The organism is Embleya sp. L77, assembly GCF_055557415.1.
In genome coordinates, this window is the sequence record NZ_CM145709.1 from 892,806 (window position 1) to 910,149 (window position 17,344).

General features: G+C 65.9%; 4 protein-coding genes and 3 rRNA genes. 1 reads left to right on the forward strand and 6 read right to left on the reverse strand.

The window, feature by feature from the left end; translation table 11 throughout:
• Positions 1-168 precede the first annotated feature (168 nt).
• Positions 169-1,809, forward strand: coding sequence for an acyl-CoA synthetase (locus ACZOOI_RS03755; RefSeq protein WP_465279386.1), 1,641 nt, complete (start codon positions 169-171; stop codon positions 1,807-1,809).
• 129 nt (positions 1,810-1,938) lie between these two features.
• On the opposite strand, the gene ACZOOI_RS03760 is transcribed toward ACZOOI_RS03755, so the two are convergent.
• The 6 genes from ACZOOI_RS03760 to ACZOOI_RS03785 all read right to left on the reverse strand — a co-directional run bounded on the left by ACZOOI_RS03760 (position 1,939) and on the right by ACZOOI_RS03785 (position 17,207).
• Complete coding sequence (locus tag ACZOOI_RS03760) at positions 1,939-3,480, reverse strand: acyl-CoA synthetase (RefSeq protein ID WP_465279387.1); 1,542 nt, start codon at positions 3,478-3,480, stop codon at positions 1,939-1,941.
• 80 nt (positions 3,481-3,560) lie between these two features.
• Entirely contained in the window at positions 3,561-4,439 is an 879-nt protein-coding gene (locus ACZOOI_RS03765; RefSeq protein WP_465281105.1) for an oxygenase MpaB family protein, read from the reverse strand.
• 2,035 nt (positions 4,440-6,474) lie between these two features.
• Positions 6,475-6,591, reverse strand: a 5S ribosomal RNA gene (gene rrf, locus ACZOOI_RS03770).
• A gap of 126 nt (positions 6,592-6,717) precedes the next feature.
• A 23S ribosomal RNA gene (locus tag ACZOOI_RS03775) occupies positions 6,718-9,846 on the reverse strand.
• Between the two features lie 342 nt (positions 9,847-10,188).
• A 16S ribosomal RNA gene (locus ACZOOI_RS03780) occupies positions 10,189-11,712 on the reverse strand.
• The 16S, 23S and 5S rRNA genes sit together here, the layout of an rRNA operon.
• Positions 11,713-12,458: 746 nt before the next feature.
• A complete protein-coding gene (locus tag ACZOOI_RS03785; RefSeq protein WP_465279388.1) occupies positions 12,459-17,207 on the reverse strand; it encodes a DUF4082 domain-containing protein in 4,749 nt (1,582 codons plus the stop codon).
• Between the last annotated feature and the right edge of the window lie 137 nt (positions 17,208-17,344).

The window sequence follows — 17,344 nt, forward strand, 5'->3', positions numbered from 1 at the left end:
CGGACGCGGGCGTGGGCGTGGGCGCGGGCGGCCGGACACGCCGACCCCCAGCCCACATCTTTGCCGCAGTCAAGTGTTCGCGGCGGTCGACAGTGTCACAGTTTCCCGAGGCCATCCAAACGATATTGCCTCTGGAATATCGCCCGGCTCACGCCTTACGCTCCGCCCATGGAATTCAACCTTGCCGACCTCTTCGAGCGCGCGGCCGGGGAATACCCCGAACGCGAGGCGATCGTCGCGAACGGTGAACGCCGCACATATGCCCTTCTGGAGGAGCGGGCGAATCGCCTCGCCCATCACCTCCGGGACTCCGGCGTGCAGCCGGGCGACCATGTCGCGGTCTACGCCTTCAACATCATCGAATGGGCGGAGGCGATGCTCGCGATCTACAAGATCCGGGCCGTCTGCATCAATGTGAATTTCCGCTATGTCGCGGATGAGCTGGCCTATCTGCTGGACCAGGCCAAGCCGGTCGCGCTGGTCTTCCAGCGACAGTTCGCCGACCGGGTCGCCGAGGTCGCGCCCAAGGTCGCCTCGCTGCGTCACCTGATCGTGGTCGAGGACGGCTCCGAGCCCGCCGCGGACGGGGTCACCGCCGAGTCGCTGGGCGCGGTGCGGTACGAGGACGCGATGGCGGCCGGCTCGGCCGAGCGCGACTTCGAGCCGCGCTCGGCCGACGACCTCTACCTGCTGTTCACCGGCGGGACCACCGGCCTGCCCAAGGGCGTCGTGTGGCGCCAGGAGGACGTGATCTTCGCCCTCGGCGGCGGCATCGACCCCACCAACGGTCAGCGCATATCCCGGCCCGAGGAGATGGTCGAGAAGGGCCGCAACGGCCAGATGACCACCTTCCCGATCGCGCCCCTCATGCACGGTGCGACCCAGTGGGGAGTGCTGCAGAACCTGGCCAAGGGCCACCGCGTGGTGCTGATCGACAAGTTCGACGCCCACAGCGTGTGGGAGACCGTGGTCGCCGAGAAGGTCAACGTCATCCTGATCACCGGCGACGCGATGGCCCGCCCGCTGCTGGAGTCACTCGCCGAACCGCGCGACGGGCGCGAGTCGTACGACCTGTCCTCCCTGTTCGCCCTGTCCTCCAGCGCGGCGCTGTTCTCGCCGTCGCTGAAGGAGGAGTTCATGGAGCGCCTGGGCATCGTGGTCAGCGACGCGATCGGCGCCTCCGAGTCGGGCGCCAACGGCGTGGGCGTCGCGGTCAAGGGGCAGACCGAGCAGCAGAGCGGGATCACCGTCAAGGCGGTCCCCGACTCGGTCGTCCTGGACGAGGACCTCAACCCGCTGCCCGCCGGGGTCGTGGGCCGACTCGGCCGCAAGGGCAACATCCCGCTCGGCTACCTCGGCGATCCGGTCAAGACCGCCGAGGTCTTCCGCACCGGCCCCGACGGCACCCGCTACGTGGTGCCCGGCGACTACGCCCGGCTGGAGGGCGACGGCCGGATCACGCTGCTGGGCCGCGGCTCGGCGACGATCAACTCGGGTGGCGAGAAGATCTTCACCGAGGAGGTCGAGGGCGCGGTCAAGTCCCACCCCGAGGTCTACGACGCGATCGTGGTCGGCGTCCCGCATCCACGTTGGGGCCAGACCGTCGCGGTGGTCGTACAGCCGCGCGAGGGTCGCACGCCGAGCCTGGCGGACGTCCAGGAGCACTGCCGCACCAAGATTGCCGGATACAAGGTGCCCAGGGTCATGCGCACCGTCGAGCAGACCGTGCGCACGCCCACCGGAAAGCCCGATCTGCAATGGGCACTCGCGGTGGCATCCGCGCCGGAAAGTGCGCCCGAATCCGCCTAGCGGAGCTCGGAACACCGAACGCGGAACACGAAACGTGGTTCGAAAAGATTCGTCGCACCGATCGGCGGGTCGAGGAGAACGCCGAATACACCGCCCGGGAATTCCCGGGCGGTGTATTCGTATTCCGTCTCAGACCGCCCGTTCGCGACCCTCCCAATAGGGATCGCGCAACCGCCGCTTCTGCAACTTCCCATTCGGGTCGCGTGGCATCGCGTCGACGAAATCGACGGTACGCGGACGCTTGTACGTGGCGAGCTGCTCCGCACAGAACGCGAGCAATTCCGCGGCCAGCTCGGGGCCGGCGACGAAGCCCTCGTTGGCCTCGACGACCGCCTTGACCTCCTCGCCCCAGTCCTCGTGCGGGATCCCGAACACCGCCACGTCACCGACCGCGGGGTGCCGCAGCAGCGCGCTCTCGATCTCGGCGGGGTAGATGTTCTGGCCACCGGAGATGATCATGTCGATCTTGCGGTCGCGCAGGTACAGATAGCCGTCCTCGTCGAGCAAGCCCACGTCGCCGACGGTGAACCAGTCGCCGATCCGGCCCTTGCGGGTCTTCTCCTCGTCCTTGTGGTACTGGAACTTCCCGGCCCGCATCAGCATGTACACGGTGCCGATCTCGCCGGCCGGCAGCCGGTTGTCGTCGTCGTCGAAGATGCCGATCTCGCTGATCGGCCACGCCTTGCCCACCGTCCCGGGCCGATCCAGCCACTCCTGCGCGGAGCAGAACGTACCGCCGCCCTCGCTGGCGGCGTAGTACTCCTCGACGCACAACCCCCACCACTCGATCATCCGCCGCTTGACGTGATCGGGACAGGGTGCGGCGCCGTGCACGGCGTGCCGCATGGACGACACGTCGTACTTGGCCTTGATCTCGTCGGGCAGTTGCAGGAGTCGGTGGAACTGGGTCGGCACCATGTGCGTGTGGGTGACCCGGTAGCGGTCGATGAGGCGCAACATCTCCTCCGGCCGCCACTTCTCCATCAGCACCACGCCGTGGCCGATGTGCAGCGACTGCTGCGCGTGCTGGAGCACGGCGGTGTGGTAGAGCGGCGAGCCGACCAGGTGCACGTTGTCGTCGTGCGGCTTGACGCCGTAGATCAGCAACGTGCCGCCGTAGCGGGCCTCTTCGGGCGATCCCCCGGACAGCGGCCGGCGCACGCCGCGCGGGCGGCCGGTGGTGCCGGACGTGTAGTTCATCGTCATGCCGACGCTGCGCTCGGCCGGCGGCTCCGCCGAGTGGCCCTCGGTCAGTTCGGCGAACGGCCGGAAGCCGGGCACCGCGCCGACCGCGAACCGCGCCTGCGCGGGCACCTTCGCCTCGTCCGCCGCGGCGACGATCGTGTCCGCGAACCGCTCGTGGCCGATCACCACCTTGGACTCGCTGTCCGCGAGGATCCAGGCGATCTCGGGACCGACCAGGTGGTGGTTCACCGGGACCATGTACAGCCCGGCCTGTGCCGCCGCCATGTACGCCACGATGTACTCGGCGCAGTTCGGCAGGATCACACTGAAGACGTCGCCGGTGCTCAGACCCGCCGCCCGCAGCCCGTGCACGAGCCGGTTCGACGCCGCGTACAACTCCCCCGCGGTCCACTCGGCGCCATCGGGGTCGACCAGCGCGAGCCGGTCCGGATTGGCCTGCGCATGGGCCCAGAAGCCGTTCGCCACGTGCGGTTCCCTTCGAGCTGCCCGGTTACTTGACAATGTCTGACATTGTGACGGCAGCGCGCGCAGAAAGAAAGGGCACCTTACTTATTGGCGGGCTCCCCCGCTGTGGTCTGCGTGACAACGACGACCTCGGGCAGCCGCGCGGCCGACGGCTCGACCTCGGGCCCGAGCCGCTCCATCGCGCCCTTGATGTGCGGCGACGGGTACACCGCGCGAATCACCGGCGTCGCCGCCCCCACGACCCGACGCAGCCCCTTGAGCCCGGGCCCGGCCACCGCCGACGGCAGCCCGCGATGCCCGTACAGATCCTTCGCCCACCGCGGCAACGCCGCATACGCCAACTCCGCGACCTGGCGCCACAACACCTCGCGGCCGAGCACGAGCACGAACGGCACCGGCGGCCGACGCAGGAAGTCGAAGACGCTCCGGGCCTCGTCGGACATCGCTAGCTCGGGCCGGATCCCGGTGAAGTAGCGATCCAGCTCGACCAACGAGCCCGGCACTTCGTCGGCTGGCAGCCCGACCAACTCCGCCGAGCGGCGTTGCTCGTCCAGGTACAGGTCGGCCAGCTCGTCGGTGAGCGGGAATCCGGCCTGGCGGGCGACCGACAGATACGACCCGACCTCGGCACAGTGGATCCAGCGCAGCAGCTCCGGCTCGTCTATGCGGTACGGCTGCCCCGTGTCCGGATCGACCGCCTTGATCACGGCATGGATCCGCCGCACCCGCGCCCCCGCCCGCTCGGCCTCCGCCCGCGTCCCGTAGGTCGTGACCCCGACGAAGTCCGCGGTCCGCATCAACCGCCCCCAGGGGTCCTTGCGAAAATCGGAGTTCTGCACGACCCCGCGCACAGCCCGCGGATGCAGCGCCTGGAGGTAGAGCGCCCGGACACCGGCCACCCACATCACCGGATCGGCATGCAACTGCCAGGTCACCGAATCGGGCCCGAACAGACCGATGTCGCCGCGGGGCGCGGGGGTGGCGTCGGGCGCGCGGTTGGCGTCGGGCGCGTCGGCCTTTGGGGCCTGGCGGGCCTTGTTGTTCCCGCTATTCCTGCCGTCCCCGCTGTTCCCGCTGTTCCCGCTGTTCCCGCTACTTGTGCCCTGCCGTGAGTCAACCACCGGCACACCTTCCCGAACATGGTCTGTTACCTGCACCTGGGACTTCGAGGGTACGAGCCGCGAGCGGCGGGCGACGGGCGACGTGGGTGGGGGCGGTCGGGGATGAGGTTGTGTGGGCCGGGGCAATCGGGGGGCGCGTGGGCGGGACGTGGGGGTTGCGTCTTGGTGGGGTTGGGCGCGGGTGGCTTTGTGCTCACCGGTTGGCGGGGTCTGGTGGAGGTCAGCCCGGTCCCAGGGTCACCGGCGGTCAGGAGCCCTGGGCCTCCCGGCGAGACGCAGGTGTTGCCTGCGGAGAAAGACGCTGGCAACGGCGCGGAGAGGTGCGCGGCCCGGTCAGGTCCGCCGGGGAACCTTCCCGAGTGGGCCGGGCCGTTTCGGCGTGCGGTGCGTCTTGGTCGGGTCGGGCGCGGGTGGCTTTGTGCTCACCGGTCGGCGTGGACCGGCGGAGATCAGCCCGGTCCCACGGTCACCGGCGGTCAGGAGCCCTGGGCCTCCCGGCGAGAGGCGGGTGTTGCTTGCGGAGAAAAGCGCTGGCAACGGCGCGGAGGGGTGGGCGGCCCGGTCAGGTCCGCCGGGGGACCTTCCCGAGTGGGCCGGGTGGTTTCGGCGCGCGGTGGGCGTTCGGTGGCGAGGGCAGGGGAAGTGGGCGATTTTGGTCGCCGGAGTGCGAAACCCCGCCCGCGACAGGCGCTTTCGCCGTCCTGTCGCGCAAAACCGCAGGTCGGAGAGAATCGGTGCGCCAGGAGCGGTTCCGCGATCCGGGTGGAGACCCTCCCAGTCCCCTGGGAGCGTCTCCACCCGGCGTGTCTCCCGAAGGGTTCGCCGGGGGACCCTCCCGGGTGGGTCGGGCCGTTTCGGTGGGCGTTTCGGGTCGGGTCGGCCGGGAGGAGACTCCTTCGGGGGCCTGGCGGGTCCCGATCCGGATCCCGAGACGCTTTCCAACCCGCAGTCTTTCGCCGGCCTGCGGTTTTGCATCACCGGCCGGTGAAAACGCGTTCTGCGGGCGGGATTTCGCACTCCGGCGACCGAAACCGCCCACTCCCCGCCCCACTTCCCCCCGCCCTCGCCACCGAACGCCCACCGCACGCCGAAACCACCCGGCCCACTCGGGAAGGCTCCCCGGCGAACCTCACCGGGCCGCCCACCCGCTCCGCCGTTGCCAGCGCTTTTCTCCGCAGGCAACACCCGCCTCTCGCCGGGAAACCCAGGGCTCCTGACCGCCGGTGACCCCGGGACCGGGCCGATCTCCGCCGGTCCACGCCGACCGGTTAGCACAAAGCCACCCGCTGCCCACCAAAGCGCGACCGCCGGCCGAGAACACCCGGCCCACCCGGGAAGGCCCCCCGGCGGACCTGACCGGGCCGCCCATCCCACCGCGCCGTTGTCAGCGCTTTTCTCCGCGGGCGAGGCCTGTCTCTCGCCGGGGAGCCCAGGGCTCCTGACCGCCGGTGACCGTGGGACCGGGCTGTTCTCCGCCGGTCCACGCCGACCGGTGAGCACAAAGCCACCCGCTGCCCATCCAAGCGCGACCGCCGGCCGAGAACGCGCGACCCACTCGGGAAGGTTCCCCGGCGGACCTGACCGGGCCGCCCATCCCACCGCGCCGTTGCCAGCGCTTTTCCGGCAAGCAACACCCGTGTCTTGCCGGGGAGCCCAGGGCTCCTGACCGCCGGTGACCCTGGGACCGGGCCGATCTCCACCAGGCCACGCCGACCGGTGAGCACAAAGCCACCCGCGCCCAAGCCCACCGAAACCGCACTGCAGCTCGGAACCCAAGAGCCGGCGCACCCCCGGGGAATCCCCGGGAACCCCGGGATTGCCCGGGAAACGCAAAAGGCCCATCCCTGTTCGGGATGGGCCTTTCACACGTAAATTCCGGCGGCGTCCTACTCTCCCACACCCCTTCGAGTGCAGTACCATCGGCGCTGGAGAGCTTAGCTTCCGGGTTCGGAATGAGACCGGGCGTTTCCTCTCCGCCAAGACCACCGGAAAACCATCGAACCCAACAATAGGGCCGTTCGGTGAACCAGAAATCACATGCGGTGATTCAATTATCAAAACGGGTTCCCCGAAACCGATTGCGGTTCGGGAACCACACAGTGGACGCGTAACAACTGAGGACAAGTCCTCGGCCTATTAGTACCGGTCAGCTCCACCCCTTACAGGGCTTCCACACCCGGCCTATCAACCCGATCGTCTCTCGGGGGCCTTACCCAACCGAAGTTGGTGGGAGTCCTCATCTCGAAGCAAGCTTCCCGCTTAGATGCTTTCAGCGGTTATCCCTCCCGAACGTAGCCAACCAGCCATGCCCTTGGCAGAACAACTGGCACACCAGAGGTTCGTCCGTCCCGGTCCTCTCGTACTAGGGACAGCCCTTCTCAAGACTCCTACGCGCACAGCGGATAGGGACCGAACTGTCTCACGACGTTCTAAACCCAGCTCGCGTACCGCTTTAATGGGCGAACAGCCCAACCCTTGGGACCTACTCCAGCCCCAGGATGCGACGAGCCGACATCGAGGTGCCAAACCATCCCGTCGATATGGACTCTTGGGGAAGATCAGCCTGTTATCCCCGGGGTACCTTTTATCCGTTGAGCGACGGCGCTTCCACAAGCCACCGCCGGATCACTAGTCCCTGCTTTCGCACCTGCTCGACCTGTCGGTCTCACAGTCAAGCTCCCTTGTGCACTTACACTCGACACCTGATTGCCAACCAGGATGAGGGAACCTTTGGGCGCCTCCGTTACCCTTTAGGAGGCAACCGCCCCAGTTAAACTACCCATCAGACACTGTCCCTGATCCGGATCACGGACCCAGGTTAGACATCCAGCACGACCAGAGTGGTATTTCAACGATGACTCCACCTTGACTGGCGTCAAAGCTTCAAAGTCTCCCACCTATCCTACACAAGCCGAACCGAACACCAATATCAAACTATAGTAAAGGTCCCGGGGTCTTTCCGTCCTGCTGCGCGAAACGAGCATCTTTACTCGTAGTGCAATTTCACCGGGCCTGTGGTTGAGACAGTCGAGAAGTCGTTACGCCATTCGTGCAGGTCGGAACTTACCCGACAAGGAATTTCGCTACCTTAGGATGGTTATAGTTACCACCGCCGTTTACTGGCGCTTAAGTTCTCAGCCTCGCCCCGAAGAGCTAACCGGTCCCCTTAACGTTCCAGCACCGGGCAGGCGTCAGTCCGTATACATCGTCTTACGACTTCGCACGGACCTGTGTTTTTAGTAAACAGTCGCTTCTCGCTGGTCTCTGCGGCCACCACCAGCTCGGAGAGCAAGTCTCCTCACCAACAATGGCCCCCCTTCTCCCGAAGTTACGGGGGCATTTTGCCGAGTTCCTTAACCACAGTTCACCCGAACGCCTTAGTATTCTCTACCTGACCACCTGAGTCGGTTTGGGGTACGGGCCGCCACGACACTCGCTAGAGGCTTTTCTCGGCAGCATAGGATCATCCACTTCCCCACAATCGGGTCGGCATCAGGTCTCAGGCTCGTGTTGTGCGGATTTGCCTACACAACGCCCTACACCCTTACCCCGGGACTACCACCGCCCGGGCTGGACTACCTTCCTGCGTCACCCCATCGCTCACCTACTACCCGATTGGTTCGGCGGCTCCACCAAAACCGTTCACCCGAAGGATCCCGGCGGCTTCACGGCCTTAACATCACGAGGTTCAGCGCTGGCGCATCGTAGCGGGTACGGGAATATCAACCCGTTGTCCATCGACTACGCCTGTCGGCCTCGCCTTAGGTCCCGACTTACCCTGGGCGGATTAGCCTGCCCCAGGAACCCTTGGTCATCCGGCGCACACGTTTCTCACGTGTGATTCGCTACTCATGCCTGCATTCTCACTCGTGCAGCGTCCACCGCTGGTTTCCACCGCGACTTCACTCGCTGCACGACGCTCCCCTACCCATCCGTACGCCTGAACCACGAAGGCTTGGCTATATGCACGAATGACACGACTTCGGCGGTGCGCTTGAGCCCCGCTACATTATCGGCGCGGAATCACTTGACCAGTGAGCTATTACGCACTCTTTCAAGGGTGGCTGCTTCTAAGCCAACCTCCTGGTTGTCTCTGCGACTCCACATCCTTTCCCACTTAGCGCACGCTTGGGGGCCTTAGTCGGTGCTCTGGGCTGTTTCCCTCTCGACCACGGAGCTTATCCCCCGCAGTCTCACTGCCGCGCTCTCACTTACCGGCATTCGGAGTTTGGCTTATCTCAGTAACCTGGTGAGGCCCATCAACAATCCAGTGCTCTACCTCCGGCAAGAAACACACGACGCTGCACCTAAATGCATTTCGGGGAGAACCAGCTATCACGGAGTTTGATTGGCCTTTCACCCCTAACCACAGGTCATCCCCCAGGTTTTCAACCCTGGTGGGTTCGGGCCTCCACACGGTCTTACCCGCGCTTCACCCTGCCCATGGCTAGATCACTCCGCTTCGGGTCTTGGGCGCGCGACTCAATCGCCCTGTTCGGACTCGCTTTCGCTACGGCTACCCCACACGGGTTAACCTCGCCACACACCGCAAACTCGCAGGCTCATTCTTCAAAAGGCACGCAGTCACGGCCACCCACGACTAAACGCGGATGACGACGCTCCCACGGCTTGTAGGCACACGGTTTCAGGTACTATTTCACTCCCCTCCCGGGGTACTTTTCACCTTTCCCTCACGGTACTAGTCCGCTATCGGTCACCAGGGAATATTTAGGCTTAGCGGGTGGTCCCGCCGGATTCACACGGGATTTCTCGGGCCCCGTGCTACTTGGGAAATGCGCAAGCAAGCCGCACATGTTTCGTCTACGGGGGTCTTACCCTCTACGCCGGACCTTTCGCATGTCCTTCGACTACATGTACGGTTTCTGACTCGCCGACCGGCCGGCAGACCGATCAAGCACACTCCCACGACCCCGATCACGCAACCCCTGCCGGGTATCACACGTGACCGGTTTAGCCTCATCCGATTTCGCTCGCCACTACTCTCGGAATCACGGTTGTTTTCTCTTCCTGCGGGTACTGAGATGTTTCACTTCCCCGCGTTCCCTCCACACACCCTATATATTCAGGTGCGGGTGACAGCCCATGACGACTGCCGGGTTTCCCCATTCGGACACCCCCGGATCACAGCTCGGTTGACAGCTCCCCGGGGCCTATCGCGGCCTCCCACGTCCTTCATCGGTTCCTGGTACCTAGGCATCCACCGTGCGCCCTTAACAACTTGGCCACAGATGCTCGCGTCCACTGTGCAGTTCTCAAACAACAACCGATTCCCACAGACACCATGGCCACGCCTACCAATCTTGCGACTGGCGGTTCGAAGACCGTCCGAGGATCGGAACCTTCCCGAGACAACAGACCAGCCCCAACAGCCCGAAGACTGTGGGGCCGGGCCCATTCCCTCAGGACCCAACAACGTGCCCGACCCGCTCCCTTACCCGCCATCGCTTTCCACGCCCTCGCGGGCAGTACTTGCGAATCAGGGTCCAGTCACGGACCGAATAGTCAACGTTCCACCCATGAGCAACCGTGTGACACAGATGGTCACATTCGGCTATGTGCTCCTTAGAAAGGAGGTGATCCAGCCGCACCTTCCGGTACGGCTACCTTGTTACGACTTCGTCCCAATCGCTGGTCCCACCTTCGACGGCTCCCCCTCTTGCGAGTTGGGCCACCGGCTTCGGGTGTTACCGACTTTCGTGACGTGACGGGCGGTGTGTACAAGGCCCGGGAACGTATTCACCGCAGCAATGCTGATCTGCGATTACTAGAGACTCCGACTTCACGGGGTCGAGTTGCAGACCCCGATCCGAACTGAGACCGGCTTTTTGAGATTCGCTCCACCTCGCGGTATCGCAGCTCATTGTACCGGCCATTGTAGCACGTGTGCAGCCCAAGACATAAGGGGCATGATGACTTGACGTCGTCCCCACCTTCCTCCGAGTTGACCCCGGCAGTCTCCTGTGAGTCCCCATCACCCCGAAGGGCATGCTGGCAACACAGAACGAGGGTTGCGCTCGTTGCGGGACTTAACCCAACATCTCACGACACGAGCTGACGACAGCCATGCACCACCTGTACACCGACCAAAAGGGGCACCTGTCTCCAGATGTTTCCGGTGTATGTCAAGCCTTGGTAAGGTTCTTCGCGTTGCGTCGAATTAAGCCACATGCTCCGCCTCTTGTGCGGGCCCCCGTCAATTCCTTTGAGTTTTAGCCTTGCGGCCGTACTCCCCAGGCGGGGAACTTAATGCGTTAGCTGCGGCACGGACGACGTGGAATGTCGCCCACACCTAGTTCCCAACGTTTACGGCGTGGACTACCAGGGTATCTAATCCTGTTCGCTCCCCACGCTTTCGCTCCTCAGCGTCAGTATCGGCCCAGAGACCCGCCTTCGCCACCGGTGTTCCTCCTGATATCTGCGCATTTCACCGCTACACCAGGAATTCCAGTCTCCCCTGCCGAACTCTAGCCTGCCCGTATCGAATGCAGGCTCGGGGTTAAGCCCCGAGTTTTCACATCCGACGCGACAGGCCGCCTACGAGCTCTTTACGCCCAATAATTCCGGACAACGCTCGCACCCTACGTATTACCGCGGCTGCTGGCACGTAGTTAGCCGGTGCTTCTTCTGCAGGTACCGTCACTTTCGCTTCTTCCCTGCTGAAAGAGGTTTACAACCCGAAGGCCGTCATCCCTCACGCGGCGTCGCTGCGTCAGGCTTTCGCCCATTGCGCAATATTCCCCACTGCTGCCTCCCGTAGGAGTCTGGGCCGTGTCTCAGTCCCAGTGTGGCCGGTCGCCCTCTCAGGCCGGCTACCCGTCGTCGCCTTGGTAGGCCACTACCCCACCAACAAGCTGATAGGCCGCGGGCCCATCCTGCACCGCCGGAACTTTCAACCCCCCACCATGCGGAGGAGGATGTTATCCGGTATTAGCTCCGGTTTCCCGAAGTTATCCCAGAGTGCAGGGCAGGTTGCCCACGTGTTACTCACCCGTTCGCCACTCATCCACCCCGAAGGGCTTCAGCGTTCGACTTGCATGTGTTAAGCACGCCGCCAGCGTTCGTCCTGAGCCAGGATCAAACTCTCCATTGATGTTCACCGGTAATCCGGTGGAACACAATAAGTGAGCGGCGACTCTCCCGGAGGAATAATCCAGGTATGTCGCCGGCGTCCTTGCTGTGACCTGGGCCCACTGACAGGACCCAGGATTTTCTTCAAAGGAACCACCAACACTGACCGCTGCTCCCCGAGTGGGAAGACGCTCAGCGCCGGGGGTGTTTCTTTGGCGTTGACTTTTGGCACGCTGTTGAGTTCTCAAGGAACGGACGCTTCCTTCGGTGCGGAGTCAACCGCGCCCTCCGGGCGTTTAACGTTCAGTGTGTAGCTTGTGTTGCTGTTTTGCCGTGTTTCTTTTGTTTCGCTTTCGCGTTTCCAGCTTAGCACACCGTTTCGGCGGCTTCGCTTTCCTCGCTTTCGGCTTCCACCGCGTTCCCGCGTTTTCCGCCTCCCGGACTCTAGCAGATCTTGCGACCCGCTTTTCGTCCTTCGCTTCGTGCCTTCCGCTTTCGAAACTTGCGTTTCTTCCGCTTCCGGCCCGCTGAGCCTAGCAGTCCTTCCGGCCTGCTTTGCTCACCGCTTCGGGCGTCGGGAATTTGCATTCCCCGAGGCATTTGGCGGCGCCCGTAGACTTTAGCGGAGCGCATTCCCGATCGCCTAATCGGTGATCATGGATTTGCTCGCCTCCCGGGCGGACTTCGCAACAGTACACGGCCGGGCCCGGAGCGCCAAATCGCTCCGGGCCCGGCCGTGCGTACCGTCCCCGCGGGCTCAGCCGAGGGTCAACGCCCCTTCCCCGTCACGGGTTTCGGGCCGGGCAGCGTGTTCGGTCCCGCCTCGGTCACCGGCGGCGTGGTGGTAACCGTGCCGTCGTGGGTGAAGCCGATTCCCTTGAGGGTGGGAAGCGCGCGACCGTCGCCGGTGAGCTCCACCCGGTATTGCAGGAATCGCGACGCGCTGCCGACCGTGTCACCCGGTCGGGACAGGTCCTTCCATTGCGTCCAGCTCGCGTCCGGGACGGCCGTCGTGCCGGTCCGCACCGATACCCGCAGCGTGCTGCCCTTGGGGATCTCGGCCTGCCAGTCACCGGCCAGCCAGGTCACCATCCGGCCGGCGTCCAACGGCTTCGACAGATAGGTACCGGTCGCGGCCCTGTCCAGGGTGAGCGCGTCCGGCCGATCGCCGCTCACCGCTCCCCCGGACACGGTGCCGTTGGTGAAGTCGAAGGCGCCGGTCTCGGCGACACCCGGCCTGGGCATCACCAGCCGCGCGGTGTCCTTCTTCTTTCCGCCGCCGCCCGTCCAGGTGCCTTCGTTCCCGGCCGCGTCGACGCCCGCGAGGCGGTACGCGTACGTCTTGCCCGAGCCGAGGTGGCCGAGCTTGGCGTGGTGCTCGGTGGTCGACTGCTTCCGGTCCGCGTACACCGGGCGCACCGACGTCGGGGTGTCGCCCAGAAGCACCGACGTGGTCGTGGGCTTGTCCGTCTTCCAGGTCAGGTCGGCGCTGCCGTCCGGCCAGGTCTTGACCGAGACGTCGCTGATCACCGGCGCCTTGCGGTCGGCCTTGGGGGTGCGGAATTCCGCGGGCTTGGCGTCGGGGGCGGGCCAGACGCCGCGCTCGCCCTTCGCGTTCTCCGAGGTGAGTCGGTAGTAGTAGGTGGTGTCGGGCTTGAGCGCGCCCAGGGCCACCTTGTGCTCGCCCGCGGTCTCCACGCTCTTCTGGGTGATCGACAACTGGTCCGGCTTGGTACCCAGCTGCATCTCGGTGGTCGAGGGCACGTCGGTCGTCCAGGTCAGCGTGCCCGAGCCGTCCGCGGCCGGGGCCGCCTTGGCCTGGGCGATCTGCGGCGCGACCGGATTGGCGTAGGTCGCGGTGTATGCGCCCGAGGTCCCGTCGAAGACGGCGTACTCGATGCCCTTGACGGTGGTCTTCTGGAACGTGACCGCCGAGCCGCCGCGGGAGAGCGCGGTGAGGGCGGTGCCGCCCGAACCGGTGGTGGGCAACATCGTCATCAGGTTGGTCGCGGCCGCGTTCTGGTTGACCGTGAAGGTGACCGAGTTGCCCACCCGGTTGAGGCCGGTGATCGTGGAGGCGTTTCGGGCGTCCGTCCAGTCCAGCAGTTGTTTGGCCGAGACGATCGGGACGTTCTTCGCCTTGGCCGAGGCGATCAGTGCCTGCTCGATGTCGAGCTGGCCCACGTTGCCCACTCCGCCGTTGGCGCTCGCCGAGTCCGTGTGGTTGTTCATCACGAATGCGCCGTAGAAGCCGTCGTTGTTGGCGCCGTTGACGAGCTGGTCGAACGTGTCCGGATAGACCTGCTGGAATTCGTCGTTGATCTGCGTGGTGCCCTGGTAGATGTCGATCATTTGACCGCTGGGGTCGGTGAATCGCATCGGGAAGCCGGAACCGGTGAAGAAGCCGGGGCTTGCCTTCATCAGCGGCCCGCCCCACGTGTTCTTCCAGTAATCCGGCATGTAGTAGTAGTTGGTGTCGAGCCGGATGCCCTTGGCCCGGGCGATCGCGGCGTTCGAGCTCCAGTCGGGCCAGGTCAGGCAGTGCGTGCGGTTGGTGGTCGGCTTCAGCGGCGCGTAGCGGGTGAAGTCGTCCAGGCTGTTCTCGTACACCGCGCCGAGCCCGGCGTTGATGTCCGTCTGGGACGCGCCCGCGCGAAGTTGCGGGCAGCTGCCGTTCTGGTCCACGTGGCGGGCGATCTCGAAGCCCTGCGCGGTCCAGTTCTGGACGTCGGACACCGAGGGCGCCTGGGTGCCCTGCGGCCCCGGGCCCCAGACGTAGATGGTGCCGCGCATGCACTTCCAGTTCCGTACCGCGGCGTCGCGCAGCGCGGCGATCGGGCTCGCGCACGCCGGGTCGGAGCTGTTGTTGTTGTAGCGGGTCACCCTGCCCTGCATGTCGCTGAGGTTCTGGCCGTGGTTGTCACCGGTGGAGACCATCACGACCTTGAGCAGGTCGGGCGCGGCGGTGGCGGCGTTGCCGGGCAGGTACCAGGTCCGCGGGATCGGGGCCTTGGCGCGGTTGCCGAGCTCGATCAGGTTGGCGAACAGGCGCTGCTGCTCGTCGGCCTGCGGGACCTGGACCCGGCTGAGGTCGATCCAGTCCGGGTAGAACATGTCGTCGGCGCGCATCAGCGGGCCGCCGCTGTCGGAGAAGTTGTCGTTCTCGACGCCCGCTTGGGCCGGGTTGCCCTGGCGGGTCTGCACGATCGAGCGGGCCAGGTCGTAGGTGAACGCGGACGCGGTGCCGCTGCCCACGGTGCGGGTGGTCACGGCCGGGCCCAGCGGGCTGGTGCCGGTGCGGGTGTACAGATCCGCGACCCGGACCGTGCCGACGCCGCCGGGGACCGTCCAGACGTCGGCCGGCCCGTGGTACTGCATGCTCAGTTGGCTGTAGATGCCGGCGCCGGCGGCGGTGCCGCTGTCGACCTTCATGTACTGGTTGGCCTGGAAGCCGCCGGAGGTGCCCAGGCCGAGCAGGCCGGCCAGGGCGGCGCGCGGGTGCATGGCGATCAGGTTGCCGCCCGCGTTGACCCATGTGGTGAGGTCGGTGACCAGTTGCGCCGAGGGGGCGAAGTCGCCGAGCACGACGGTGGTGTAGCCGTTCAGTACGGTCGCGGTGACCGTGCTCGCGTCCTTGACCGCGAACGAGTTGAGGCCCTCGCTGCGCAGGATCTCGGTGTAGTAGCAGCTGAACGGGTTGGAGTCGGCCTTGATCACCAGGATCGGGCCGGTGTTGGGCGCGTCGCACGGCGGCGTCGGCGGGGCCTGGCCGGTGGTGAAGCTCCAGGTGGCATCCGGCATGGCGTTGTCGGATCGGTCCTTGATGCCGCTCACGGTGAGTGTGTACGGCGTGCCGTAGGCCAGTTCGGCGTCCGGTTTGAGGGTGAGCTGGGTCGGTGTGGTCGGGTTGTCGAGTTCGAGTTCGGCGGGCACGACCGTGCCGTTGCGCTTGAGCACGAAGCTCAGGCCGGTGGGCTTGAGCGGTTCGCTGAAGGTCACCGAGGGCTGGATGCCGGAGAGCACGCCGTTGGCGTTCGGTGTCGGCGTCATGTCGGTGACCGCGGGGGCGACGGTGTCCTCGGCGTTGGTGCTGAAGACCACGTCCACCCAGTAGTTGCTGCCGTTCCAGCTGTCCGTCGGGTAGACGCTGCCGGCGTTGTACTTGTACACGCCGTTGCCGCCGTCGACGCCGTCGGCCAGGGCCGTGATCATCGAGTTGCCGACGGGCTGGGAGAACGAGCCGGTGTTGGCCGGGTAGTTGCCGTTGGGCGCGAAGTAGGACGCGACGTAGGTGACGCCGGCGTGCACGGTGATCGGGGTGGGCAGGTCCACGGTCTGCCAACCGCTGCCGGTCCGGTTCACGTTGGGCACGGTGGCCAGGCGGGTCTGGGTGTTCTTGTCCCAGAGGCTGACCGCGTACGGGCCGGTGCTGCCGGTGAGCTTCCAGAACCTGATCGACTTGATCTGGCCGTCGGTGGCGGTGCGGAACTTGACGCCGACCTCGACGCTGTTGTTGTCGGTCTGGTTGGGCGTGCTCGGGCTGACCGGGCCGGTCCAGATGCTGGTCTCCACGGACTGGCTGCTGCCGGTGCCGGTGGTGAAGGACCAGGACTTGGCGGCCATGGTGTTGCCGGCGGCGTCCTTGGCGCCGCTGACCGTGACGGTGTAGCCGGTGGACACGGCGAGCGCCGTGGTGGGCTGGAAGGTCGCGGTGTTGCCGCTGTACGTGGTGGTGCCGGTGACGGCCGGGCCGCCCGTTCGGCCGACCGCCCACTGCACGGTGGCGGGTTGTACCGGCTCGCTGAAGGTCGCGGACAGTGGTGCGGCGGTGGCCACTCCGGTGGCGCCCGCGGCCGGTGTGGTCTGGGTGACCGTGGGCGGCGTGGTGTCGGCGCCGGGCACGAAGGAGACGTCCACCCAGTAGTTGCCGGCCTGGTAGGAGTCGGTCGGCATGCCGCTGCCGGGGTTGTAGGTGTAGACGCCGTTGCCCTGGGTGCCGTTGCTCGCCGGGGCGACGAGTTGTTCGACGGTGTGGTCGGTGGCGAAGAAGTTGTCGGTGACCGTGTAGCGGCCGACCGGTGCGACGTAGGAGGCGATGTAGGTGGACCCGGCGGCGACCGGGATCGGGGGCGTGAAGGTCGCCGTCTGCCAGCCGGACGCGCTCTCGTCGATGAAGGTCACCGAAGTCGCGGTGCCGGTTGTGGTGTTCCAGATCCGGCCGGTGTGGGTACCGGTGTTGCCGGCGTCCTTCCAGAACTTGATCTGGGTGATGGTGCCGTTGCCGGCGGGCCTGAAGCGCACCCCCACCTCGACGGCCACCGCGTCGGTGTCGGTCACGGCGCCGGTCGGGGCGGCGCCGGCGAACAGCGAGCACGGACTGCATGGCGCGGCCTGGGCCGCGGTGATCGGTGCGAACAAGGTGAACAGCAACGCGCCGATCGCGGCGAACGCAATGCTCGTCCACGTCCCTCTGCGCTGTCGGTGACCCGATCTGGTCTTGGCGCGGGCAGCCTTCATCGAGTTGGTGCTCCTCAATGGCATGACGGTCGGTTCGTGTGGTCGGGAGGTGCGCACGGCGCGCCGAAGTCGGGTCGCCGTGCCCTCCCGAGGCCGGCGGCCGGCGGATCGATGCCGCCGGCTGCCGGTTCGGTGCT

Excerpts from the sequence above, each read along its gene's own strand:
- ACZOOI_RS03755 (WP_465279386.1), top strand. The coding sequence starts at position 169 with ATGGAATTCAACCTTGCCGACCTCTTCGAGCGCGCGGCCGGGGAATAC.
- ACZOOI_RS03785 (WP_465279388.1), bottom strand. The coding sequence starts at position 17,207 with ATGAAGGCTGCCCGCGCCAAGACCAGATCGGGTCACCGACAGCGCAGA.